This window comes from Thermomonas flagellata (assembly GCF_022419185.1).
Taxonomy (GTDB): Bacteria; Pseudomonadota; Gammaproteobacteria; order Xanthomonadales; family Xanthomonadaceae; genus Thermomonas; species Thermomonas flagellata.
This window is the reverse complement of the sequence record NZ_JAJOZK010000007.1, coordinates 142421-164842: the sequence shown is the minus strand read 5'-3', so window position 1 is coordinate 164842 and position 22422 is coordinate 142421. Positions and strand designations below refer to the sequence as shown.

Genomic DNA, 22422 nt, shown 5'->3' with positions numbered 1-22422 from the left:
GGGCTGCAAGAAAGGACGGTCCGGCACAGGCACCCAGTGCTCAGTCGCGGGCTTCATTCACTGGCCCAGAGGCCGCTCGGGCTGCCCGAGCCGGTCCGCGGGCTGAAAGATACAAGGCCGCGCCGGCTCGGCGATAATGGCGGCATGTCCCCGCCCGATTTCGTGGTCGCGATCCCCGCGCGCTATGCCTCCACCCGCCTGCCCGGCAAGCCGCTGCAGCGGATCGGCGATGCCCCGATGGTGCTGCACGTGGCGCGCCGCGCGCTGGCCGCCGGCGCGCGCCAGGTCTGGGTGGCGACCGACGATGCGCGGATCGCCGCCGCGCTGGAGGGCAGCGGGGTGCAGGTGGCGATGACCTCGCCCGCGCATGCCTCCGGCAGCGACCGCCTGGCCGAGTGCGCGGCGCTCGCCGGCTGGCCGGAGGACACGATCGTGGTCAACCTGCAGGGCGACGAGCCGTTCGCGCCGGCGGCGGGGATCGCCCAGGTCGCCGCCGTGCTCGCCGCCGGCGGTGCCCGCATCGCCACCCTCGCCAGCCCGATCGACGACGCCGCGACCCTGTTCGACCCCAATGTGGTCAAGGTGGTGCGCGGCGAGGACGGGCGCGCGCTGTACTTCAGCCGCGCCCCGGTGCCGTGGCCGCGCGACGCCTTCGCCCGCGACCGCGGCGCGCTGCCGGAGGGCGCGCTGTGGTGGCGCCACATCGGCCTCTACGCCTACCGGGTCGCCGACCTGCATGCGTTCGCCGCGCTGCCGCCGGCGCCGCTGGAGCGGGTCGAGGCGCTCGAGCAACTGCGCGCGCTGGAGGCCGGCTGGCCGGTGGCGGTGGCCGCGGCGGTGGCCGCGTTCCCGCCGGGGGTGGACACCCCGGAGGATCTCGCCGCGGCGCGCGCGCGGCACGCGCGCGGGGAGGGCGCATGAACCGCGCACCGGGCCTCCTGATGGTGTGCATGGGCAACATCTGCCGTTCGCCGATGGCCGAGGGTGCGCTGCGCCAGCGCCTGGCCGCGGCCGGGCTGGCGCAGGCACTGCGGGTGGATTCGGCCGGCACCAGCCGCGCGCACGCGGGCGAGCCGCCGGACCCGCGCGCGGTCGCCTGCGCCGCGCGCCACGGCGTGGACATCGCCGCGCAGCGCGCGCGCGGGCTGGAGCCGGAGGACTACGACCGCTTCGACTACCTACTGTGCGCGGACCGCAGCGTCCTGCACGATGCCGGCGTGCGCAAGCCGCGCACCGCGCATGCGCAGGTGGTGCTGCTGCTGGACTGGACCGGGCAGGGCCGGCGCGACGTGCCCGACCCGTACTACGGCGGCAGCCGCGATTTCGAGCACGTGTGGCGGCTGGTGGACGCGGCCGCGGCGGAGATCGTCGCGCGCGTCCAGGCCGGGGCGCTGTAGCCGCGATGCCCGCACGCCGCCCGCCCGAACCGGCGCCGCCGGCGTTCGACGGCAAGGCGGTGGCCGCCGGGCTGCCGCTCGCGCCCGGGGTGTACCGCATGCTCGACGCGGCCGGCCAGGTGCTGTACGTCGGCAAGGCGCGCGCGCTGCGCAACCGGGTCGGCAGCTACTTCAACGCCACCCCGAAGCCGGCGCGGATCATGGCGATGCTGGCGCAGGTGGCGCGCATCCAGGTCACCGTCACCCGCAGCGAGGCCGACGCGCTGCTGCTGGAGAACCAGCTGATCAAGTCGCTGCGCCCGCGCTACAACGTGATGCTGCGCGACGACAAGAGCTACCCGTACGTGCTGCTCACCCGCGAGGACTGGCCGCGGCTGGCCTTCCACCGCGGCGCGCGCGCGCAGCCGGGGCGCTACTTCGGCCCGTACCCGAGCGCCGGCGCGGTGCGCGAGACCCTGGCCCTGATGCACAAGCTGTTCCGCCTGCGCAGCTGCGAGGACAGCGTGTTCCGCAACCGCAGCCGGCCCTGCCTGCAATACCAGATCGGCCACTGCAGCGGGCCGTGCGTGGGGCTGGTGGCGGCCGACGAGTATGCCGATGCGGTGCGCCGCGCCACCCTGTTCCTGGAGGGGCGCAGCGCCGAGCTCGACGCCGAGCTGGCGCAGGCCATGCAGCGCGCCAGCGAGGCGCTGGAGTTCGAGCAGGCCGCGCGCCTGCGCGACCTGATCGCCACCATCCGCAAGCTGCAGGCGCGCCACACCATGGACGGCCGCAACGCCGACCTCGACGTGCTCGCGGTGGCGATGCAGGGCAGCCATGCCTGCGTGCTGCTGCTGGCCTTCCGCGACGGCCGCAACCTCGGCACCCGCGCGCACTTCCCGCGCACCAACGGCGAGGACAGCCCGGCCGAGGTGCTGGCCGCGTTCGTCTCGCAGTACTACGCCGAGCAGCCGCCGCCTGAGGAGATCGTGCTCGACCGCGACATCCCGGAGCAGGCGCTGATCGCGCAGGCGCTGTCCGAGCACGCAGGGCGCCGGGTCGAACTGCGCAGCCGGGTGCGCGGCGAGCGCGCGGCGCACCTGGAGCTGGTGCGCCGCAATGCCGAGCTGGCGCTGGCGACCGAACTGGCCAGCAGCCGCACCCAACAGGCGCGCCTGCAAGACCTGCAGCGGCTGCTGGGCCTGCCGGCGCCGCCGCGCCGGATCGAGTGCTTCGACATCAGCCACACCGGCGGCGAGGCCACCGTCGCCGCGTGCGTGGTGTTCGATGCGCAGGGGGCGGTGCGGGCCCAGTATCGCCGCTACAACATCGTCGGGATCGAGCCGGGCGATGACTACGCGGCCATGCAGCAGGCGCTGCAGCGGCGCTTCCGCGCCGCCGCCGCGGGCGACCCGGAGGCGGTGCTGCCGGACGTGCTGCTGATCGACGGCGGCGCCGGCCAGGTCGCGCAGGCGCGCGAGGTGCTGACCGACGCCGGGATCGACGGCATCGCCCTAGTCGGCGTGGCCAAGGGCCCGGAGCGCAAGCCGGGGGCCGAGACCCTGCTGCTGCCGGACGGCCGCGACGTGCGCCCGGGCGCCGCCTCGCCGGCGCTGCAGCTGATCCAGCAGGTGCGCGACGAGGCCCACCGGTTCGCGATCACCGGGCACCGCGGGCGCCGCCAGAAGGCGCGCGCCAGCAGCCGGCTGGAGGACATCGCCGGGATCGGGCCGCGCCGGCGCGCGGCCCTCTTGCGGCATTTCGGCGGTCTGTCAGGATTGCAGGCGGCCGCGGTCGACGAGATCGCGCGGGTGGAGGGCATCCACCGCGCGCTGGCCGAACGCATCTGGGCCAGCCTGCACGGGCTGGAGGCAGCCGCCGCGGCGGCGGAGACGGACCGGGCGCCATGACCCTGACGCTACCCACCTGGCTCACCCTGGCGCGGATCGCGATGATCCCGGTGCTGGTGGTGGTCTACTACCTCGACTACCGCTGGACCAACCTGGCCGCGGTGCTGATCTTCATCGGCGCCTCGCTGACCGATTGGCTGGACGGCTGGATCGCGCGCCGCTACGGGCTGTATTCGGCGTTCGGCGCGTTCCTCGATCCGGTCGCGGACAAGCTGATGGTCGCGGTCGCGCTGGTGATCACCGTGCAGTACCACCACACCGTGTGGATGGCGCTGTGGGCGAGCGTGATCATCGGCCGCGAGATCGCGGTCTCGGCGCTGCGCGAATGGATGGCCGAGCTGGGCCAGCGCGCCGCGGTCGCGGTGGCCACGGTCGGCAAGGTCAAGACCGTGGTGCAGATGGTGGCGCTCGGCTTCCTGCTGTACCGCGAGCCGTTCTTCGGCCTGCCGGTGTTCCAGGTCGGCGAGTGGCTGCTGGCCGCGGCGGCGGTGCTGACCCTGTGGTCGGGCCTGCAGTACGCGCGCGCTGCGTGGCCGGCGTTGCGCGCGCAGGAAATGCGCCAGCGGGGTGTTGACAGCGATCGGCCAGCCCGTAAAATGCCGGCCTCCACGCGGGAATAGCTCAGTTGGTAGAGCACGACCTTGCCAAGGTCGGGGTCGCGAGTTCGAGTCTCGTTTCCCGCTCCAGATGCACCGAAGCCCCGTTCGCGGGGCTTCGCTTTTTCCGGCTCGCCTCGGCGTGCCGGATGTGGAAGAATCGCCCCGCGCGATGCGCCTCCCGGCCGGGTGGCAGAGTGGTCATGCAGCGGACTGCAAATCCGCGTACGCCGGTTCAATTCCGACCCCGGCCTCCAATCCAGCGGCCCCGCCCCCGGCGGGGCCGTTTTCGTTGCAGGGCCACTCCGGCACCCCACGGGTGTGTCGGCGTGGCCGGCGGCGCGACGGGCGGCGCGGGGACGTTGCGGCGAATGCGAGCGCAGGCTCCGGGCGCGGTGCGAGGGCGCCTGGCGCGCTGGCCGCCGTGCAGCCTGCGGCGCGCGGGCAGGGCGGTAGCCATGGGGCGCGCGGGCGCCATGCCGCTCGCGTAAGCTTTGGGCCACGCCCGGGTGGCGAAACCGGTAGACGCAGCGGACTTAAAATCCGCCGGCCGCCAGGCCCTGAGGGTTCGAGTCCCTCCCCGGGCACCACATTGCGCAGGAGGTGCGATGTCGCGCTACGCCGCCTATGCCGCCAGCCTGGCGCTGACGTTGCTCTGCCTGCTGCTGGCCTGGCGCTTCGGCGCGGCTTGGGGCTGGGGCGTGCTGGTGTTCGGCGCGTTCGCCGTGCTCGGCAGCGTCGACCTGCTGCAGCGGCGCAGCACGCTGCGCCGCAACTACCCGATCCTCGCCCACTTCCGCTACGGCCTGGAGGCGATCGGGCCGGAGATGCGCCAGTACTTCATCCAGTCCGACACCGCCGAGGTGCCGTTCTCGCGCGAGCAGCGCGCGCTGGTGTACCAGCGCGCCAAGGGTGTGAGCGACGTGCGCCCGTTCGGCAGCCTGCACGATCCCTACGCGGTGGACTACGAGTGGATCAACCACTCGCTGGCGCCGGCAGCGATCGCGTCCGCCGACTTCCGGATCGCGATCGGCGAGGCATGCGCGCAGCCGTATCCGGCCAGCGTGTTCAACATCTCGGCGATGAGCTTCGGCGCGCTGTCGGCGGCGGCGATCCGCGCGCTCAACGCCGGCGCCGCGCGCGGCGGCTTCTACCACGACACCGGCGAGGGCGCGATCTCGCCCTACCACCGCGAGGCCGGCGGCGACCTGGTGTGGGAGATCGGCTCGGGCTACTTCGGCTGCCGCGACGAGGACGGCCGCTTCAGCGAGGAGCGCTTCGCCGCGCAGGCGCGCGATCCGCAAGTGAAGATGGTCGAGGTCAAGCTGTCGCAGGGCGCCAAGCCGGGCCACGGCGGGGTACTGCCCGCGGCCAAGGTCAGTGCCGAGATCGCCGCCACCCGCGGGGTGCCGCCCGGGGTGGACTGCGTGTCGCCGGCCGCGCACAGCGCTTTCTCCGACCCGCGCGGGCTGCTGCGGTTCGTCGCCCGCCTGCGCGCGCTCTCCGGCGGCAAGCCGGCCGGGTTCAAGCTCGCGATCGGGCATCCGTGGGAATGGTTCGCGATCGCCAAGGCCATGCACGAGACCGGCGAGCTGCCGGACTTCATCGTGGTGGACGGCGCCGAGGGTGGCACCGGCGCGGCCCCGGCGGAGTTCATCGACCACGTCGGCCTGCCGATGCACGAGGCCCTGCTGCTGGTGCACAACACCCTGGTCGGACTGGGCCTGCGCGAGCGGATCCGGCTCGGCGCGGCCGGCAAGATCGTCAGCGCGTTCGACATCGCGCGCACGCTCGCGCTCGGCGCGGACTGGTGCAACGCCGCGCGCGGCTTCATGTTCGCGCTCGGCTGCATCCAGTCGCTCAGCTGCCACACCGACCGCTGCCCGACCGGGGTGGCGACCCAGGACCCGGCGCGCTGGAAGCGGCTGGACGTGGCCGACAAGGCGGCCCGGGTCGCCGCGTTCCACCGCAACACCCTGCTGGCGCTGCGCGACCTGCTGGCCGCGGCCGGGCTGGAGCACCCGCGCGAGCTCGGCCCGGAGCACATCCTGCGCCGGGTCAGCCCGACCGAGATCCGCTCGCTGGCGGCGCTGTACCGCTTCCTCGAGCCGGGCGAGCTGCTCGGCGGGCGGGTGCCCGAGCACGCGGTGTTCCAGGCGTTCTGGCCGCTGGCGGCCAGTGACAGCTTCGCGCCGCCGGAGCGGGTGCGCGCGCTGCGGGCGCGCAAGACGGCTTGATAGACTGCCGCCCCCGTTGCCGTCCGCCATCGCCGTGCCCCGATCGCCGACCCACCTGGACCGCCTCGAGGCGGAGAGCCTGCACATCCTGCGCGAGGTCGCCGCCGAGTTCCGCAACCCGGTCCTGCTGTATTCGATCGGCAAGGACAGCACGGTGCTGCTGCACCTGCTGCGCAAGGCGTTCTTCCCGGCGCGCCCGCCGATCCCGCTGCTGCACATCGACAGCACCTTCGAGTTCCGCGAGACCTACGCCTTCCGCGACCGGGTGGCCGCGCGCGGCGACGTCGAGCTGCGCGTGCACGTCAACCAGGAGGGCGTGCGCCAAGGCATCAATCCGTTCGCGCACGGCGCCAGCGTCTACACCGACGTGATGCGCACCCAGGCCCTGCGCCAGGCGCTGGCGGAGGGCGGCTACGACTGCGCGATCGGCGGGGCCCGCCGCGACGAGGAGAAGTCGCGCGCCAAGGAGCGCATCTTCAGCTTCCGCAGCGCGCAGCAGCGCTGGGATCCGAAGAACCAGCGCCCGGAGCTGTGGAACCTCTACAACACCCGCATCCACAAGGGCGAGTCGGTGCGCGCGTTCCCGCTCTCGAACTGGACCGAGCTGGACGTGTGGCTGTACATCCTGCGCGAGGGCATCGAACTTCCGCCGCTGTACTTCGCGCGGGTGCGCCCGGTGGTGGAGCGCGACGGGGTGCTGATCATGGTCGACGACGAGCGCCTGCCGCTGCGCGCGGGCGAGCTGCCGCAATACCGCAAGGTGCGCTTCCGCACCCTCGGCTGCTACCCGCTGACCGGCGGGGTGGAGTCGGAGGCCGAGACCCCGGCGCAGGTGGTGGCGGAACTGCTGGCCGCGCGTACCTCCGAGCGCCAGGGCCGGGTGATCGACCACGACCCGGCCGACTCGATGGAGAAGAAGAAGCAGGAGGGCTACTTCTGATGCGCCTGGACGACGCCGAGGCGCGGGTGGCCGAGCACCTGCGCCGCCACGAGGACAAGCAGCTGCTGCGCTTCATCACCTGCGGCAGCGTGGACGACGGCAAGAGCACCCTGATCGGGCGCCTGCTGCACGACACCCGCCAGCTGCGCGACGACCAGCTGCGCGCGCTGGAGGCCGACAGCCGCCGCCACGGCACCCAGAACGGCGCGCTCGACTTCGCCCTGCTGGTCGACGGCCTGGCCGCCGAACGCGAGCAGGGCATCACCATCGACGTGGCCTACCGCTTCTTCGACACCGCGCGCCGCAAGTTCATCGTCGCCGACTGCCCCGGGCACGCGCAGTACACCCGCAACATGGCCACCGGCGCTTCCACCGCCGACCTCGCGGTGGTGCTGGTGGACGCGCGCAAGGGCCTGCTCACCCAGACCCGCCGGCACAGCTATATCGTGTCGCTGCTGGGCATCCGCCACGTGGTGCTGGCGGTCAACAAGATGGACCTGGTCGGCCACGATCCGGCGGTGTTCGCGCGGATCGAGGAGGCCTACCATGCGCTGGCCGCGCAGCTGGGCATCGCCCGGGTGGACGCGGTGCCGCTGTCGGCTCTGCACGGCGACAACGTGACCGCGCGTTCGCAGGCGCTGCCGTGGTATGCCGGGCCGTCCTTGCTCGAGTTGCTGGAGAGCGCGCCGCCGGCGCGCGCGGGCGAGGCCGAACGGCTGCCGTTCCGGATGCCGGTGCAATGGGTGTGCCGGCCCGACCAGGACTTCCGCGGCTTCGCCGGCACCATCGCCGGCGGGCGGGTGGCGCCGGGCGATGCGGTGGTGGTGCTGCCGTCCGGGCGGCGCACGCAGGTCGCGCGGATCGTGACCGCCGACGGCGACCTCGATGCCGCCGAGGCCGGGCAGGCGGTGGTGCTGACCCTGGCCGATGAGGTCGATGCCAGCCGCGGCGACGTGATCGCGGCCGCCGCGGCGCCGCCGGAGATCGCCGACCAGTTCGCCGCGCACCTGCTGTGGATGGGCGAGGAGCGCCTGCTGCCGGGCCGGCCCTACCTGCTCAAGCTGGGCACCCGCACCGTCGGCGCCACGGTCACCGAGATCAAGCACAAGATCGACGTCGACACCCAGGAGCCGCTGGCGGCCAAGACCCTCGAGCTGAACGAGGTCGCGGTGTGCAACCTGCACCTCGACCAGCCGCTGGCGTTCGCCCCGTACGCCGAGGACCGCACCCTCGGCGGGTTCATCCTGATCGACCGCCACAGCAACGCGACCCTCGCCGCCGGCACCCTCGACTTCGCCCTGCGCCGCGCCGGCAACCTGCACTGGCAGCCGCTCGACGTGGACAAGGCCGCGCGTGCGCGGATCAAACAGCAGGCGCCGCGCTGCCTGTGGTTCACCGGGTTGTCGGGGGCCGGCAAGTCGACGATTGCCAACCTGGTCGAGCGCCGGCTGCTGGCGCTGGGGCGGCATACCTACCTGCTGGACGGCGACAACGTGCGCCATGGGCTGAACAAGGACCTCGGCTTCACCCCCGAGGATCGGGTCGAGAACATCCGCCGGGTCGCGGAGGTGGCGCGGCTGATGACCGACGCCGGGCTGATCGTGCTGGTCAGCTTCATCAGCCCGTTCCGGGCCGAGCGCGAGATGGCGCGCCGCCTGTTCGCGCCCGGCGAGTTCCTCGAGGTGTTCGTGGACGTGCCGCTGGCGGTGGCCGAGCAGCGCGACGCCAAGGGCTTGTATGCCAAGGCGCGGCGCGGCGAGCTGCGCAACTTCACCGGCATCGATTCGCCCTACGAGCCCCCGGAGCAGCCGGAATTGCACCTGCACGCGGCGGAGGCGGACGCGGAGGCGCTGGCGGCGCAGGTGGTGGCCGCGCTCGGGCTGGACTGAAGCTGGCTGGCTGCCGCTGCGCGGTCGGCGGCTGCGCTCGGTATGGATTGATACCGCGAACGGATGCCGGCCTGAAACGCCGCAGCCGGCGCGGGGCCGGCTGCGTGGGAAGTGGTGGGCGGTGTAGGGTTCGAACCTACGACCCTTGCCGTGTGAAGGCAATGCTCTACCGCTGAGCTAACCGCCCGGGTCGGGGCGCGCATTGTACAGGAACCCGGCGGCGCGGCAAGACTGTCTGTCGGTGGATGTGCAACTGATTCGTCGTGCTTTTGCGCGCATGCTTGGCACGGGCATAATGCAAGTCAAACGGGTTTGGTCGTCCAAGGGCATCGCATGTCAGGGACTAAAACGGCTATCCGGCTGTGGGGGGCGCTGCTGCTGGCGCTGCTGCTGGCCGCGTGCGCCGGTGGCGGCGGTGTGCGCACGGTCGTCGGCGGCGCGGGCACGTTGGCGCCGCCGGACTCGACCAATGCCCAGGGCGCCTACGAGGGCGCCAGCGACTACCGCATCGGCGCGCAGGACCTGCTCAACATCAGCGTGTTCGGGGTCGAGGAGCTGACCAAGGACGTGCGCGTCAATTCCAACGGCCAGATCTCGCTGCCGCTGGTGGGCACGGTGATGGCCGGCGGCAAGACCATTCCGGAGCTGGAGGCGGAACTGGCCCGCCGCTATGCGGACGGCTACCTGCAGAACCCGCAGGTGACCGTGTTCGTCAAGGAATTCACCAGCCAGCGGGTGACCCTGGAGGGCGCGGTCAACAAGCCCGGCATCTACCCGCTGACCGGGCGCACCTCGCTGCTGCAGGCGATCGCGCTGGCCGGCGGGATCGACGACCGTACCGCCGACCTCGGCGGGATCGTGGTCATGCGCCAGATCGGCGGCAAGCGCCAGGCCGCGGTGTTCGACCTGCGCAAGATCCGCCACGGCCAGATGGAGGATCCGCAGATCTACGGCGACGACATCGTGGTGGTCGAGCAGTCCGGCAGCAAGACCGCGTTCCGCCGCTTCATCGAATCGGTCCCGGCCCTGGGCCTGTTCCGTCTACTGTGATGCAAGGACGCAGCTATGAGTGAGGACCACCTGCCGATGCCGCCGGGCGGCGACGGCGAGCGCCTGCCGGCCCGCCCGGCGTCGCCCCATGCCGCGCTGGCCCAACGCCAGGCGCTGCCGGCGGCCCTGCAGTTCCAGGACACCGCGGCCAAGGCCGATCCGGATGCGATCGACCTGTTGGCCTACTGGCAGGTGCTGGTCAAGCGGCGCTGGCTGGTGCTCGGCTGCGTGGCCGCGGCGCTGGTGGCGGCGCTGCTGGTCACCCTGCTGACCACCCCGGTGTACCGCGCCAGCGTCCTGCTCGAACTGCAGCAGCAGGGGCCGCAGGTGGTGCAGGTCGGCGGGGTGCAGCCGTCCGACTACGCCGGCTGGGACCCGGACTTCATGCAGACCCAGGTGCAGCTGCTGCAGAGCCAGTCGCTGGCGGAGCGGGTCGCGGACGAACTGGACCTGGATCCGGGCATGCTGGCGCGCCTGGAGGCACCCGGCCCGCTGCAGCGCCTGCTCGGCCTGCTGCGGCCGCAGCCGCGCGCGCAGGCGCAGGCGCGCCCGCGCGACCCGCGCGCCGCGCAGGCGCTGGACCGCCAGGTCGCCGGCCTGATCCGCGCCGGGCTGAGCGTGACCCCGGTGCGCGACTCGCGCCTGGTCTACGTCAATTACGACAGCGTGGCCCCGGACTTCGCGGTGCGGGTCGCCAACGCGATCGCCGACGGCTTCATTGCGGCCGGGATTGAGCGCCGCTTCGGGGCGACCTCGTACGCCAAGACCTACCTCGAGGACCAGCTGCGCCTGACCAAGGCCAAGCTGGAGGACTCCGAGCGCCGGCTGGTCGAGTTCGCGCAGAAGGAGAACCTGGTCAACACCGGCAAGGACGACCAGTCGCTGGCCAGCCAGAACCTGGTGCAGCTCAACGCGGCGCTGGCCGCGGCCCAGGACCAGCGCATCCGCGCCCAGGCGCGCTGGCGGCAGGCCGCCTCCGGCGGCGCGCTGCCGGCGGACATGATCGGCAATTCCAGCATCCGCGCCTTGCAGCAGCAGAAGGCCATGCTGCAGGCCAAGTACCAGGAGCTGTTGCAGAAGTTCAAGCCGGACTACCCGGACATGCTGCAGCTCAAGGGCCAGATGGACGAGCTGGACAGCCAGATCGCGCGCGAGGTCGCCAGCGTGCGCGCGTCGGTCAAGGCCGAGTACGACGCCGCCGCCGCCCAGGAAAATCTGCTCAAGGGCCAGATCGCGCAGTTGCGTAACGAGGCGCTGGCGGTGGACGGGCGCAGCATCCAGTACAACATCCTCAAGCGCGAGGCGGACACCAACCGCCAGCTCTACGACAGCTTGTTGCAGCGCTACAAGGAGATCGGGGTCGCCGGCGACGTGCGCGCCAACAACATCGCGATCATCGACCGCGCGCAGGACGCCGGGCGGATCCGCCCGAGCCTGCGCAACAACCTCGCGCTCGGCCTGCTGGCCGGGCTGCTGCTGGGGGTGCTGGCCGCGTTCCTGCTCGAGTTCCTGGACGACACCCTGAAGCTGCCGGCGGACATCGAGCAGAAGCTGCACCTGCCGGTGCTCGGGGTCATCCCCAAGCTCGGTCCCAAGGACAGCATCGCCGCGGCGATCGCCGACCCGCGCTCGCACTTCTCCGAGGCCTACCGCTCGGTGCGCACCGCGCTGCAGTTCGCCACCGACCACGGGGTGCCGCGCACCCTGCTGGTGACCAGTTCCGGCCCCGGCGAGGCGAAGTCGACTACCGCATTGACCTTGGCCCGCAATTTCGCCCAGATGGGCAAGCGTGTGCTGCTGATCGAGGCCGACCTGCGCAACCCGTCGCTGCGCCGCAACTTGCGCCTGGAGGGTGGGGAGCAGGGCCTGAGCAATCTACTGGCCGGCAGTTGCACTTTGTCCGAAGTGATCCTCCCGACGGACGACCCGCGGCTGAAGGTGGTGCTGGCCGGGCCGCTGCCGCCGAACCCGGCGGAACTGCTGTCCGGCAGCAAGCTGGTCTCGGCGCTGACCATCGCCGCCGAGACCTACGACCAGGTGATCGTGGACGGCCCGCCCACCCTGGGCCTGGCCGATGCGCTGATCCTGGCCAACGCGGTGGACGGCACCCTGCTGATGGTGACCAGCGGCAAGACCAAGATCAGCGTCGCCCAGGCCTCGCTCAAGCGGCTGCTGTCGGCGCGGGCAAGGATCGTGGGCGCGGTGCTGGCCAAGTACGATGCGCGCGCCGCCGGCTATGGCTACGGCTACCACTACGACGCCTATTCCTACTACGGCTACGGCCACCGCCCGCGGCTGGGCAAGGGCTGAGCGATGGCCGCCACGGGCGACGACGCGCTGCACTGGGCGTTGGCGCTGCTGCAGGCGCCGGGCGAACGCCACGTGCTGCGCCGGCGCCCGCTGCCCGGCGGGATCGAGCGCCTGCTGCTGATTGCCGGGGGCGAAGCGCCGGAGGTGCTTGCGCAGGCCGCCGCCGAGACCCAGGAGCCGCCGGCGCGGCTGATCGAGGCTGCGCGCTTCTATGCCCGCGAGGTGCTGTTCCATCCGCAGGCGGATGCCTACCGCCTCCTCGGTGCGACCGCCGATGCGGATGCCGCCGTCCTCAAGCGCCACCATCGCCTGCTGCAGCACTGGCTGCATCCCGACCGGGTGCGCGAGGCCGAGGATGCGGTGTTCGCGGCGCGCATCAACCAGGCCTGGAACCGCCTGCGCACTCCGGCGCTGCGCGCTGCCTATGACGCCGGCCAGGCGCATGCGAGAGATCGCAATGCGATGGTGGAGGAGGCCGGCCTCCCCATGCCGCCCGGCAGCGCGGTGCGCGACTGGGCGTCCGCCGACGCGCTGGCGCGGCCGGCCCCGCGGCGCCAGCGTTGGCCGGTGTACGCCCTGCTTGCGCTGGGCCTGCTGCTCGGCCTGCTGGTCCTGCGCGAGACCGCGCGCGAACCGGCGCGGCTGGGGATCGAGGACGCCGACCTCCGCCAGCCAGCGGCCGCAGAGGACAGCGAAACGTTGCTGCGGCAGGCGCTGTCGATGCACTCGCCCTATGCGGTGAGGCAGGAATCGCCGTCCCGCCGTGCCGGACCGGCGACGGTGGCGGCGTCGGCGGCTCCGACGGCTCCGACGGCAGGCCGGCAGCCCGTGCCGGCCGAGGCGGTCACCCCAGCGCCGGCGCGCGCGAAGGTGGTGCGGTCTGCGCCCGCGGCCGATCTGGTGGCGCGGCAGACGCTGGCACCGCCCGCATCGCGCCCGCCAGCGGCCGCTGCCGCGGTGGCGGTCGCCGCGCCGTCCGCCAGCGCGGCTCCTGCTGCTGCTGCGAGCACGGAATCCGCCCATGCCCCCGCCGCCGTCGCCGCGCGCGAAGACGAATTGCCGAGCATGGCCCGGGTGGTGGCGGCGCGCAGCAGCGGCGAGCGGCTGCTGGCCTACCTGGATCGCGCCGGGCAGCCATCGCCGCCGATCTGGAACAACCCGCGGGTCGAGGCCGCGGCGGCCCAACTCGGGGTGGTCCTGCGCCAGTCCGGCGCGCGCCGGGTGGGCGAGGCCGACTGGCGGATCGGCAGCCTGCAGGCGAGTCTGCGCCAGCGCTACCGGATCCCGGAGGTCGGGGAGCGCAGGATCCATGCCGACCTGGTCTGGCGCGAGGGCCAGTGGTTGGTGCGCGGGATCGAACTGGAACCGCCGGAGGCCGAGGCATGAGCCGGGCGCGCCTCGTGGTGCTGGCCTTGGTGGTGCTGGCGGCGCTGTTCGCCGGCTGGCGGATCCTCGGCGAACTGCAGGCCGAGCGGCTGGCGACAAGCCAGCCGGAGGCCGCCTTGCGCTGGCGGCCGCAGGATCCGCAGGCGCTGCGGGCACTGGCCGAACGTGCCCTGCAGCAAGGCCAGCCGCAGCGCGCGGCGGAACTGGCACGCCGCCTGCTTGCGGCCGAGCCGCTGCCGGGGGAGGCCTACCGGGTCCTGGGCCAGGCCGCGGACGCCGCCGGCGAACGCACCGCGGCCACGCGGCTGTACGCGATCGCGGCGGCTCACGCCCCGCGCGACCTGCCGGCGCAGGCGCCACTGGTCCAGTCGGCCCTCGTCGCTGGCGACTACCCGCAGGCGCTGGCGCGGATCGACCTGATCCTTCGCGCCACCCCGGCACGCGGCACCCAGGTGTTTCCGCTACTGGCGCAATTGGCGCAGGATCCCGGCTTCGCCGCGGCACTGGCAGACGCTCTGGCGCGCGATCCGCCCTGGCGCGAAGGGATGATGGCCTATCTGCGCGACCCACGGGCCGCCAGCGGGCATGCCGCCGGCCGGATCATGGAGGCCCTGCGCACGCGCGGCGCGCTCGACCCGCAGGAGTACGCCGACTGGCTGGACGGCCTGCTGCAGCAGGGGCGCTGGGGCGAGGCCTATGCGCGCTGGGCCGGCACCGTCCCGTTGCCGGCCGACGGCCGCTTGCCGCTGCTGTACAACGGCGACTTCGCCCGCCTGCCGGGCGGGCGCGGCTTCGACTGGCGCCTGCCGCGGGTGCCCGGCGTACTGGCGGAGTTCGCCCCGGCGCCGGGCGGCGGCTACATGGCCTGGCTGCGCTTTCTCGACCGGCCGGTGGGCGAGACCGGGCTGGCGCACGCCCTGGTCCTGGCCCCCGGGCGTTACCGCCTGGACATCCGCCAGCGCGCGGCGGCGCTGCGCGGAGAACTCGGGCTGCAATGGCAGCTCGCCTGCGCCGGCCCGGCCGGGGAACTGGCGCGCAGCGATCCGTTAGAGGGCAGCTTCGACTGGCGCGAGAGCACACTGGAGTTCACAGTCCCGTCACAGGGCTGTGCTGGAGTCTGGCTGCGGCTGGTCAACGCCGTGCCCGCCGGCGCCGGCTCGCGGCTGAGCGGCGAGGTTTGGGTCGATCGGGCGTACGTGGTGCCGATGACCATTCCATGAAAAAACTGCTTGCCGATCCCGATGCTTGTTGTTAAGTTAAACGCAAATGGATACGGGGGTACGTCGCAATGAAGCGCTATTACAGCTTCGCCCTGGTGGCTATCTTTCTTGGCAGCATGTCTCTGACTGCCTTCGCCCAGTCCACAACTGATGCCTCGCGTAGCGACAGCAGCGGCTGGGACAAAATCGTGCTCGAAGACAAGTCCGGCAGCGTCATGGTTAGCACGGGTGGCGACTACCAGATGGCGAGCGCCGGTCAGCAGCTTGCAGTCGGTCAGCGAATGATGCTGACCGGAGGTGACTCGATGGCGAAGGTGGTCTACTACAAGCTGGATCGCGATGGCCGCGTAGTGCAGCGCTGCGTCAAGGACTACCGCAATCCCGAGACCTATATCATCGACGCCAGCTGCGTTGCGGCGGGGTGGGCCGATGGTGCCCGCAATGCGGGGGGGGGCGCGATTATTGCTGGCGCTGCGGTCGCCGGTGCGTTGCTGCTGAATTCCGCGGGTAACGTTCCTACCCAACCGGGGGCGGTCAGCGCCTGCACGCGTTGAGCATGCGTGCACCGGCGAGCGCCGTTGGCGTGCGCGTCGGCATTCGAAGGGCAGGCATGGCGCCTGCCCTTCGCGTTTGCGGGGTACCGTGGGCATGAGCATGGGCACGAGCATGGGCGCCATCACGACCGGACGCTGGGGCCTGGGCCTGCACCGGCTGTTGCCATGGGCCCTGCTGGGGCTGCTGGTGGCGGTCTGGCTCGGCGGCGGGGTCAGCGTGGATCCCAGCGCGGCCGACGAGGTGCTGGAACTGCTGGCGCTGCCGGTGTTGGTGATCGCGGCGGCGGCGCTGCTGGCGGACGGCGTGCACGACCGCCTGGCGCGTGCGGGCGTGGTCCTCGCGCTCGCCCTGGTCGCACTGCCGCTGCTGCAGCTGCTGCCGCTGCCGGCGGGGCTGTGGTCGCTGCCGGCCGCGCGGCAGGCGCTCGCCGCGGATCTCACGGCTGCGGGAGTCGCGGCGCCGGACCTGCGCTGGACGCTCACCCCGGCCGCGACCGAGCAGGCTCTGTGGAGCACGCTGCCGGCGCTGGCGCTGTTCCTGGCCGCGTTGGCGCTGGATACACCGCGCCTGCGGCTGTGGATGGTGCGCGCACTGCTGGCGATCCTCGCCGGCAACGTGCTGTTCGCGTTCTTCCAGGCCAGCCTGCCGGAGGACAGCGCGCTGCGCCTCTACCACAGCTGGGGCCCGAACTTCGGTGGCCTGCTGGTGAATGCCAACCACCACGCCACCGCGTTGCTGATCGGGCTGAGCCTGGCGGTCGGGCGCGCGGTGCATGCCCGCCGCCGCGCAGCGGCCGGGCGTGCGGCGCCGACGGCCTGGCTGTGGCCGGCCGGGTTCGCCCTGGCCTGCGTGCTGCTGATCCCGCTGACCGGCTCGCGCGCGGGCATGGTGCTGGCGCTGCCGGTGCTGGTCGCCGCGCTGTGGCTGACCGGGGCGGTGGATGCGCGCCGTCTGCGGCGTTCGCCGCGGATGCTGGCAGCGGTGCTGGCCAGCCTGGTGCTGCTGGCGTTGGCGGCGTGGTCGGTCGCCGGTTGGATGCAGGTGGATGCGGTGCACGAACTGCGCGGGCGGATCGCGCAGGCGACGCTCGCGATCGCTGCCACCCAGCAGCCGTGGGGCAGCGGCGTCGGCAGTTTCGTGCCGGTGTTCGCGCAGGGGGCGCCGCCCGACCTGCTGCTGGATGCCTACATCAACCATGCCCACGACGAATACGTGCAGTGGTGGCTGGAGGCCGGCTGGGCCGGGCTGCTGGCCATGCTGGCCTTCGCCGCGCTGATGCTGGCCGCGCTGCGCCGCCTGTGGCGCATGCGCGGGCAGAGCGGCGAGGCCATCCTCGCCGCCTCCTGCTGGGTCGCGCTGCTGGCGCTGCTGCTGCATTCGACGGCGGATTTCCCGCTGCGCACCCTGACCCTGATGGGCACCGGCGCGCTGCTGGCCGGGCTGATGCTCGGCGCGCTCGCTGCCTGCCCGGACGCGCGGCCGGCCGCGATCGCGCGTGATGCCGGCCACCCCGGCCCGCTTCCATCGGCATAATCCCTCCATCCACCATACCCGTTCGCACATGGACTTGCAGCAACGCCTCGCCGATGCGCGCATCGCCGTCATCGGCCTCGGATACGTCGGCCTGCCGCTGGCGGTCGAATTCGGCAAGCAGCGCCCCACCGTCGGCTTCGACATCAACCCGACCCGGATCGCGGAACTGCGCGCCGGCCGCGACAGCACCCTCGAGGTGGAACCGCAGGAACTGGCGCAGGCACGTCACCTGCGCTATGGCGACCGCCTCGATGCGATCGCCGAATGCAACGTCTTTATCGTGACGGTGCCGACTCCGATCGACGCGGCCAAGCGCCCCGACCTCGGGCCGCTGGTGCGCGCCAGCGAGACCATCGGGCGCGTGCTCAAGGAGGGCGACGTGGTGGTGTACGAATCCACCGTCTATCCCGGCTGCACCGAGGAGGTCTGCGTGCCGGTGCTGGAGCGGGTCTCCGGCCTGCGTTGCAACGCCGGCTTCCATGTCGGCTACAGCCCGGAGCGGATCAACCCGGGGGACAAGCAGCACCGGCTGCCTTCGATCCGCAAGGTCACCTCCGGTTCCACCCCGGAGGCCGCCGACTTCGTAGACGCGCTGTATGCCGGGATCATCACCGCCGGCACCCACAAGGCGCCGTCGATCAAGGTCGCCGAGGCCGCCAAGGTGATCGAGAACACCCAGCGCGACCTCAACATCGCGCTGGTCAACGAACTGGCGGTGCTGTTCCACCGGCTCGGCATCGACACCCTCGACGTGCTGGAGGCGGCCGGCACCAAGTGGAACTTCCTGCCGTTCCGGCCCGGCTTGGTCGGCGGCCACTGCATCGGCGTGGACCCGTACTACCTGACCCACAAGGCGCAGGAGATCGGCCACCACCCGCAGGTGATCCTCGCCGGGCGCCGCACCAACGACGCCATGGGCGCCTACGTCGCCGGGCGCGTGCTCGAGCTGCTGCTGCGCAAGCGCATCAACCCGGTGGACGCGCGGGTGCTGGTGCTGGGGCTGGCCTTCAAGGAGAACTGCCCGGACCTGCGCAACACCCGGGTGATCGACACCGTGCACGCCCTGCGCGGCTACCACTGCGCGGTGGACGTGCACGACCCATGGGTGGACGCCGCCGAGGCGCGCCACGAGTACGGCCTCGACCTGGTCGCCGCGCCCGCAGCGGGCGCCTATGATGCGGTGGTGCTCGCCGTGGCCCATCGCCAGTTCGCCGCGCTCGGCGGCGACGGCGTGCGCGCCTTCTGCAAGCCGCAGGCCGTGGTGTACGACGTCAAGGGCGTGCTGCCCCGGGAAGCGGTGGATGGGCGGTTGTGAGGATGCACAGATGACCGGTTCCAGTGGAGTGATGCAGCACCCCAGCGCCGATGTGCAGAGCACCGCCATCGGTGCGGGCACCCGTATCTGGCAATACGTGGTGATCCTGCCCGGCGCGCGGATCGGGGCGGATTGCAACATTTGCTCGCACTGCTTCATCGAGAACGACGTGGTGGTCGGGGATCGCGTCACGGTCAAATCCGGCGTGCAACTCTGGGATGGTCTGCGCGTTGGGGATGACGTGTTCATCGGGCCGAATGCTAGTTTCACCAATGACCGTTTTCCTCGCAGCCGTTGCAAGCCGGAGCACTTCGTCAACACAGAAATTGAATCGGGGGCATCCATAGGCGCGAACGCGACCTTGCTCCCGGGGGTGCGCATCGGACGCAATGCCATGATCGGGGCTGGTGCCGTGGTGACGCGGTCGGTACCACCAAATGCCATCGCAGTCGGCAATCCGGCGCGGATCGTTGGTTACGTGGATGCTTCGCCCGCACTGTCAGTGGAAAAAGTGTCGCCAGCGTCTCCGCGCTCGGACGACTATCTGAAAGAATTGCCTTTGGTCGAGGATATCCGCGGCAGCCTGAGCGTCGGTGAGTTCCTCAGATCGGTTCCGTTCGAGGCGAAGAGATATTTCCTGGTATTCGATGTGCCCAGTGAGCAGACCCGTGGCGAGCATGCGCACCGGCAGTGCCATCAATTCCTGGTGTGCGTGCACGGCAGGGTGCATGCCATCACCGACGATGGTCGCCGCCGCCGTGAATTCGTGTTGGATCGTCCCAATCTCGGCCTGCACCTGCCGCCGATGACCTGGGGCACCCAATACAAATACTCGCCGGATGCGGTGCTGTTGGTGTTCGCCTCGCATTACTACGATCCGGACGACTACATCCGCGATTACGACGAGTTCCTGCGTTTGGTCTCGGCGTAAATTGAGCCTTCATTCTGGTGCCTGGTTATGGTAGTGTCCGAATTTTTCTGCGTGCCATTCGAGGGGTTATACAATTTTTGCATTGCGGCGAATTCTGTGACGCATTATCGGTGCCGACTGGTGATTGTGGGGTGTTGAGATGGGCAATCAGCATGCTGCTGTCTTGCCGGAGCACGATGCGGGGTCACTGATGTTGGTACCCTATACGCGTGAATGTCTAGATTTGTCCTGGGGCTGGCTGAATGATCCAGAAATACGCGCATTAACCATGACGCCTGCATTTACTCGGCAGGAGCAACTGCAATTCTTCGATGACTTGCCGTCTCGGGTTAATTATCACATCTGGGGCGTTCAATATGATGCTCAGATTGTGGGTGCCGCAGGACTGAAAAACTTTAGAGGTGATACTGCCGAATACTGGGGGTATATCGGAGTCAAGGGGTTGTGGGGGCGCGGTTTGGGGCGACGGATGGTGGAGCAGGTCGAGAGTAAGGCAAGAGAGCTAGGGGTTGCTGCACTAGACCTGAAAGTTGCAGCCAGCAATCCCCGTGCCATCGCACTGTATCGCAAAATGGGCTATGCGGTGGTCGCAGGTGATGATAACGGCATGGTCTTGCGCATGCTGAAGGCATTGCCATGAGTATAAAGGTGGTTCGCTATTCGCCGGAGTTGCGTAGTGATTGGCATGCGGTCGTCGCAGGTGCGCGTAATGCGGTGTTCCAGTTTGAGCGTGAATTCATCGAATACCACGGTGATCGTTTCGTCGACATGTCCCTGCTGGCCTACATGGATGGCGCGCCGGTTGCGGTCGTGCCGGCTGCATATGACCCCATCGGTCAGAAGCTGATCAGCCACCCCGGGCTGACCTTTGGCGGAATCGTCGTGTTGCGCGAGTTGCGCGGGGGCGATTGTATCGCGGTGGTTGACGCAGTGCTCGAGGTCTGCAAGGCATGGGGGATGCGTGCATGTATCCTCAAGCCTTTGCCAGCACAGTTTTGTAACTACCCTTCGGGGGATGTTGAATACGCGCTTTGGCGCATGGGGTTCAAGGTCATCCGCCGCGACCTGTCCAGCTTGTTGCCCCTGTATGATGCAATTCGGCCGAGTAATCTGCGGCGGCGTTCACTGCGCAAGGCGCGACGTGCCGGGGTTTGCGTGCGGGTAGAATCCGATATCAAAGCATTCCATGCCTTGCTGACGTCTGTTCTGTCTGTTCGTCACGGCATCAAGCCCGTGCATTCAGCGGATGAGATGAGATTACTCATGTCAAGGTTTCCAGAAAATATCTCGATTTTCACGGCCTATTTGGCGGATACCATGCTGGCCGGTGCCATGGTCTTCCGGTATGGCCACGTCTGGCACACCCAGTATCTCGCAAATTCTCCTCGTGGTTGCGAAATTGGCGCTCTGGACGTAGTTATCGACGATGTCGCGGAACGTGCGCGCGAGGCCGGTGCCAAGTACCTGAGTTTCGGCATTTCAACCGAGGACCAGGGGCGTGTCTTGAATGATGGGCTGCTTTGGCAGAAAGAGAGTTTCGGTGCGCGAGCGATCACTCATGATTTCATGGAGTGTCAACTGTGTTGAAATTAAAGTTGGGTGAAATGCATGGTGTCCTTCCCGCTTGCGGTGCAGATCTGTTGCTAGCCATGCAGGAGTTGATGTGTGTCCATCCATGACTGCTACCTCCTCGATCTACCGCAAATCACGAATCCGCGCGGCAACCTTACGTTTATCGAAGGAGGGGTGCACGTCCCGTTCGAGATACGCCGGGTCTACTACCTCTATGACGTGCCCGGTGGAGCAGAGCGTGGTGGCCATGCTCACAAAGCCCTACAGCAGCTGATCATTGCGATGTCCGGAAGTTTTGACGTCGTCTTGGATGACGGGCGCGAGAAACGGCGCTTTCATCTCAATCGTTCGTATACCGGATTGTACGTCTGCCCGATGATCTGGCGCGAGCTCGACAATTTTTCATCGGGTTCGGTTTGCATGGTACTGGCTTCCAATCTGTACGACGAGGGTGACTACTACCGGAACTATCAGGATTATCTGCGCGCACGAGGCCTGCGATGAAGCAGGTTCCGTTTCTCGACCTCAAGGCACCGCACCAGGAATTGCAGGCCGAACTGGATGCGGTCTGGGCGCGCGTGCGCGATTCCGGTTGGTACATCCTCGGCCCCGAGGTGGAGGCCTTCGAGCAGGAATATGCGGAGTACTGCGGCGTGCGTCACTGCGTCGGCGTCGCCAATGGCCTGGATGCCCTGCATTTGGCGCTGCGCGCAATGGATGTCGGCACAGGCGATGAGGTCATCGTCCCGTCCAACACTTACATCGCCACCTGGCTCGCGGTCAGCCAGTGCGGCGCGACGCCGGTGCCGGTGGAGCCGGATCCTGCGACCCACAACCTCGACCCGGATCGGATCGAGGCGGCGCTCACCCCGCGCACCAAGGTCATCCTGCCCGTGCACCTGTACGGGCAGCCGGCCGACCTCGACCCGATCCTGGCGATCGCGCGCCGGCATGGCCTGCGCGTGCTGGAGGATGCCGCGCAGGCGCACGGTGCACGCTACAAGGACCGGCGCGTCGGCGCGCACGGCGATGCGGTGGCCTGGAGCTTCTATCCCGGTAAGAACCTGGGCGCGCTGGGCGATGCCGGTGCGGTCACCACCAACGACGACACCATCGCCGACCGCCTGCGCGTGCTGCGCAACTACGGCTCGCGGGTGAAGTACGTGAACGAGGTGCAGGGTTGGAACAGCCGGCTGGATCCGCTGCAGGCGGCCATCCTGCGGGTGAAGCTGGCGCATCTGGATGCCTGGAATGCTCGTCGCGTGGAGATTGCGGCGCTCTACCTGCGCGAACTGGCGGATTGCGGCGTGCGGCTGCCGCAGGTTCCGGAGTGGTCACAGCCGGTATGGCACCTGTTCGTCATCCGTCATCCGCAGCGCGACGGATTGCAGCAGCGGCTCGCCGAGGCCGGCGTCGACACCCTGATCCACTACCCGATCCCGCCGCACCGGCAGCAGGCCTATGCCGCGCAGGGCTGGCCGGAGGCGGCATTCCCCATCGCCGAGCAGTTGGCCGGGGAGGTGCTGAGCCTGCCGATCGGCCCGCATCTGTCGCCCGATCAGGCACAGCAGGTCGTTGCGGCAGTGCGCGCGGCGCATTGAG

Annotated in this window: 19 protein-coding genes and 4 tRNA genes; 22 read left to right on the top strand and 1 reads right to left on the bottom strand. The window is 70.2% G+C overall.

Going from position 1 to position 22422, the window contains the following annotated elements; all coding sequences use genetic code 11:
- The first annotated feature begins 144 nt into the window (after positions 1-144).
- From kdsB to cysN, 10 genes are all read left to right on the top strand, one after another.
- Complete coding sequence (kdsB, locus tag ML340_RS08440; protein WP_240098662.1) at positions 145-921, top strand: 3-deoxy-manno-octulosonate cytidylyltransferase; 777 nt, start codon at positions 145-147, stop codon at positions 919-921.
- Positions 918-1397, top strand: a complete 480-nt coding sequence (locus tag ML340_RS08435; RefSeq protein WP_240098660.1) for a low molecular weight protein-tyrosine-phosphatase — start codon at positions 918-920, stop codon at positions 1395-1397. Before kdsB ends, ML340_RS08435 begins: the two co-directional genes overlap by 4 nt.
- 5 nt (positions 1398-1402) lie before the next feature.
- Positions 1403-3286 carry an excinuclease ABC subunit UvrC gene (gene uvrC / locus ML340_RS08430; protein WP_240098659.1) on the top strand — a complete coding sequence of 628 codons (1884 nt, stop codon included), beginning with the start codon at positions 1403-1405 and terminating at the stop codon, positions 3284-3286.
- Complete coding sequence (gene pgsA, locus ML340_RS08425) at positions 3283-3906, top strand: CDP-diacylglycerol--glycerol-3-phosphate 3-phosphatidyltransferase (protein ID WP_240098656.1); 624 nt, start codon at positions 3283-3285, stop codon at positions 3904-3906. Before uvrC ends, pgsA begins: the two co-directional genes overlap by 4 nt.
- A tRNA-Gly gene (locus tag ML340_RS08420) sits at positions 3897-3972 on the top strand. Before pgsA ends, ML340_RS08420 begins: the two co-directional genes overlap by 10 nt.
- Before the next feature lie 93 nt (positions 3973-4065).
- Positions 4066-4139, top strand: a tRNA-Cys gene (locus ML340_RS08415).
- Between the two features lie 246 nt (positions 4140-4385).
- Positions 4386-4472: transfer RNA gene (locus tag ML340_RS08410), tRNA-Leu, on the top strand.
- A gap of 18 nt (positions 4473-4490) precedes the next feature.
- A complete protein-coding gene (locus tag ML340_RS08405; RefSeq protein WP_240098654.1) occupies positions 4491-6119 on the top strand; it encodes an FMN-binding glutamate synthase family protein in 1629 nt (542 codons plus the stop codon).
- A gap of 34 nt (positions 6120-6153) precedes the next feature.
- Positions 6154-7059 carry a sulfate adenylyltransferase subunit CysD gene (cysD, locus tag ML340_RS08400; RefSeq protein WP_425608301.1) on the top strand — a complete coding sequence of 302 codons (906 nt, stop codon included), beginning with the start codon at positions 6154-6156 and terminating at the stop codon, positions 7057-7059.
- Complete coding sequence (gene cysN, locus ML340_RS08395; RefSeq protein ID WP_240098652.1) at positions 7059-8948, top strand: sulfate adenylyltransferase subunit CysN; 1890 nt, start codon at positions 7059-7061, stop codon at positions 8946-8948. The genes cysD and cysN overlap by 1 nt, the downstream gene beginning before the upstream one ends.
- A gap of 112 nt (positions 8949-9060) precedes the next feature.
- Here the strand turns inward: cysN and ML340_RS08390 are convergent.
- A tRNA-Val gene (locus tag ML340_RS08390) sits at positions 9061-9135 on the bottom strand.
- Between the two features lie 146 nt (positions 9136-9281).
- Between ML340_RS08390 and ML340_RS08385 the strand changes: the two genes are divergently transcribed.
- From ML340_RS08385 to ML340_RS08330, 12 genes are all read left to right on the top strand, one after another.
- On the top strand, positions 9282-9998 hold the full coding sequence (locus ML340_RS08385) for a polysaccharide biosynthesis/export family protein (RefSeq protein WP_240098650.1): 717 nt from the start codon (positions 9282-9284) through the stop codon (positions 9996-9998).
- A 15-nt stretch (positions 9999-10013) separates the two neighbouring features.
- Positions 10014-12308, top strand: a complete 2295-nt coding sequence (locus ML340_RS08380; protein ID WP_240098648.1) for a GumC family protein — start codon at positions 10014-10016, stop codon at positions 12306-12308.
- A 3-nt stretch (positions 12309-12311) separates the two neighbouring features.
- Positions 12312-13694: a J domain-containing protein gene (locus ML340_RS08375; RefSeq protein ID WP_240098646.1), complete on the top strand. Its 1383-nt coding sequence runs from the start codon at positions 12312-12314 to the stop codon at positions 13692-13694.
- Complete coding sequence (locus ML340_RS08370) at positions 13691-14914, top strand: tetratricopeptide repeat protein (RefSeq protein WP_240098644.1); 1224 nt, start codon at positions 13691-13693, stop codon at positions 14912-14914. Before ML340_RS08375 ends, ML340_RS08370 begins: the two co-directional genes overlap by 4 nt.
- Before the next feature lie 68 nt (positions 14915-14982).
- Positions 14983-15468, top strand: a complete 486-nt coding sequence (locus tag ML340_RS08365) for a hypothetical protein (protein ID WP_240098642.1) — start codon at positions 14983-14985, stop codon at positions 15466-15468.
- Positions 15469-15580: 112 nt separating this feature from the next.
- On the top strand, positions 15581-17002 hold the full coding sequence (locus tag ML340_RS08360) for an O-antigen ligase family protein (protein ID WP_240098640.1): 1422 nt from the start codon (positions 15581-15583) through the stop codon (positions 17000-17002).
- 28 nt (positions 17003-17030) lie between these two features.
- Complete coding sequence (tviB, locus tag ML340_RS08355; RefSeq protein ID WP_240098638.1) at positions 17031-18317, top strand: Vi polysaccharide biosynthesis UDP-N-acetylglucosamine C-6 dehydrogenase TviB; 1287 nt, start codon at positions 17031-17033, stop codon at positions 18315-18317.
- A gap of 10 nt (positions 18318-18327) precedes the next feature.
- A complete protein-coding gene (locus tag ML340_RS08350; RefSeq protein ID WP_240098636.1) occupies positions 18328-19248 on the top strand; it encodes a WxcM-like domain-containing protein in 921 nt (306 codons plus the stop codon).
- A 163-nt stretch (positions 19249-19411) separates the two neighbouring features.
- Positions 19412-19888 (top strand): GNAT family N-acetyltransferase, encoded by a 477-nt coding sequence (locus tag ML340_RS08345; protein WP_240098634.1) that lies wholly within the window; start codon positions 19412-19414, stop codon positions 19886-19888.
- Complete coding sequence (locus ML340_RS08340) at positions 19885-20835, top strand: GNAT family N-acetyltransferase (protein ID WP_240098632.1); 951 nt, start codon at positions 19885-19887, stop codon at positions 20833-20835. Before ML340_RS08345 ends, ML340_RS08340 begins: the two co-directional genes overlap by 4 nt.
- A gap of 78 nt (positions 20836-20913) precedes the next feature.
- Positions 20914-21324, top strand: coding sequence for a sugar 3,4-ketoisomerase (locus ML340_RS08335; RefSeq protein ID WP_240098630.1), 411 nt, complete (start codon positions 20914-20916; stop codon positions 21322-21324).
- Positions 21321-22421 (top strand): DegT/DnrJ/EryC1/StrS family aminotransferase, encoded by a 1101-nt coding sequence (locus ML340_RS08330; protein ID WP_240098628.1) that lies wholly within the window; start codon positions 21321-21323, stop codon positions 22419-22421. Before ML340_RS08335 ends, ML340_RS08330 begins: the two co-directional genes overlap by 4 nt.
- The last annotated feature ends 1 nt before the right edge of the window (position 22422 follow it).

Coding starts and splice junctions, on each gene's coding strand:
- uvrC (WP_240098659.1), top strand. CDS start 1,403: ATGCCCGCACGCCGCCCGCCCGAACCGGCGCCGCCGGCGTTCGACGGC.
- ML340_RS08360 (WP_240098640.1), top strand. CDS start 15,581: ATGGGCGCCATCACGACCGGACGCTGGGGCCTGGGCCTGCACCGGCTG.
- pgsA (WP_240098656.1), top strand. CDS start 3,283: ATGACCCTGACGCTACCCACCTGGCTCACCCTGGCGCGGATCGCGATG.
- kdsB (WP_240098662.1), top strand. CDS start 145: ATGTCCCCGCCCGATTTCGTGGTCGCGATCCCCGCGCGCTATGCCTCC.
- ML340_RS08435 (WP_240098660.1), top strand. CDS start 918: ATGAACCGCGCACCGGGCCTCCTGATGGTGTGCATGGGCAACATCTGC.
- ML340_RS08370 (WP_240098644.1), top strand. CDS start 13,691: ATGAGCCGGGCGCGCCTCGTGGTGCTGGCCTTGGTGGTGCTGGCGGCG.
- tviB (WP_240098638.1), top strand. CDS start 17,031: ATGGACTTGCAGCAACGCCTCGCCGATGCGCGCATCGCCGTCATCGGC.
- ML340_RS08375 (WP_240098646.1), top strand. CDS start 12,312: ATGGCCGCCACGGGCGACGACGCGCTGCACTGGGCGTTGGCGCTGCTG.
- ML340_RS08365 (WP_240098642.1), top strand. CDS start 14,983: ATGAAGCGCTATTACAGCTTCGCCCTGGTGGCTATCTTTCTTGGCAGC.
- ML340_RS08330 (WP_240098628.1), top strand. CDS start 21,321: ATGAAGCAGGTTCCGTTTCTCGACCTCAAGGCACCGCACCAGGAATTG.
- ML340_RS08405 (WP_240098654.1), top strand. CDS start 4,491: ATGTCGCGCTACGCCGCCTATGCCGCCAGCCTGGCGCTGACGTTGCTC.
- ML340_RS08380 (WP_240098648.1), top strand. CDS start 10,014: ATGAGTGAGGACCACCTGCCGATGCCGCCGGGCGGCGACGGCGAGCGC.
- ML340_RS08385 (WP_240098650.1), top strand. CDS start 9,282: ATGTCAGGGACTAAAACGGCTATCCGGCTGTGGGGGGCGCTGCTGCTG.
- ML340_RS08350 (WP_240098636.1), top strand. CDS start 18,328: ATGACCGGTTCCAGTGGAGTGATGCAGCACCCCAGCGCCGATGTGCAG.
- ML340_RS08340 (WP_240098632.1), top strand. CDS start 19,885: ATGAGTATAAAGGTGGTTCGCTATTCGCCGGAGTTGCGTAGTGATTGG.
- cysN (WP_240098652.1), top strand. CDS start 7,059: ATGCGCCTGGACGACGCCGAGGCGCGGGTGGCCGAGCACCTGCGCCGC.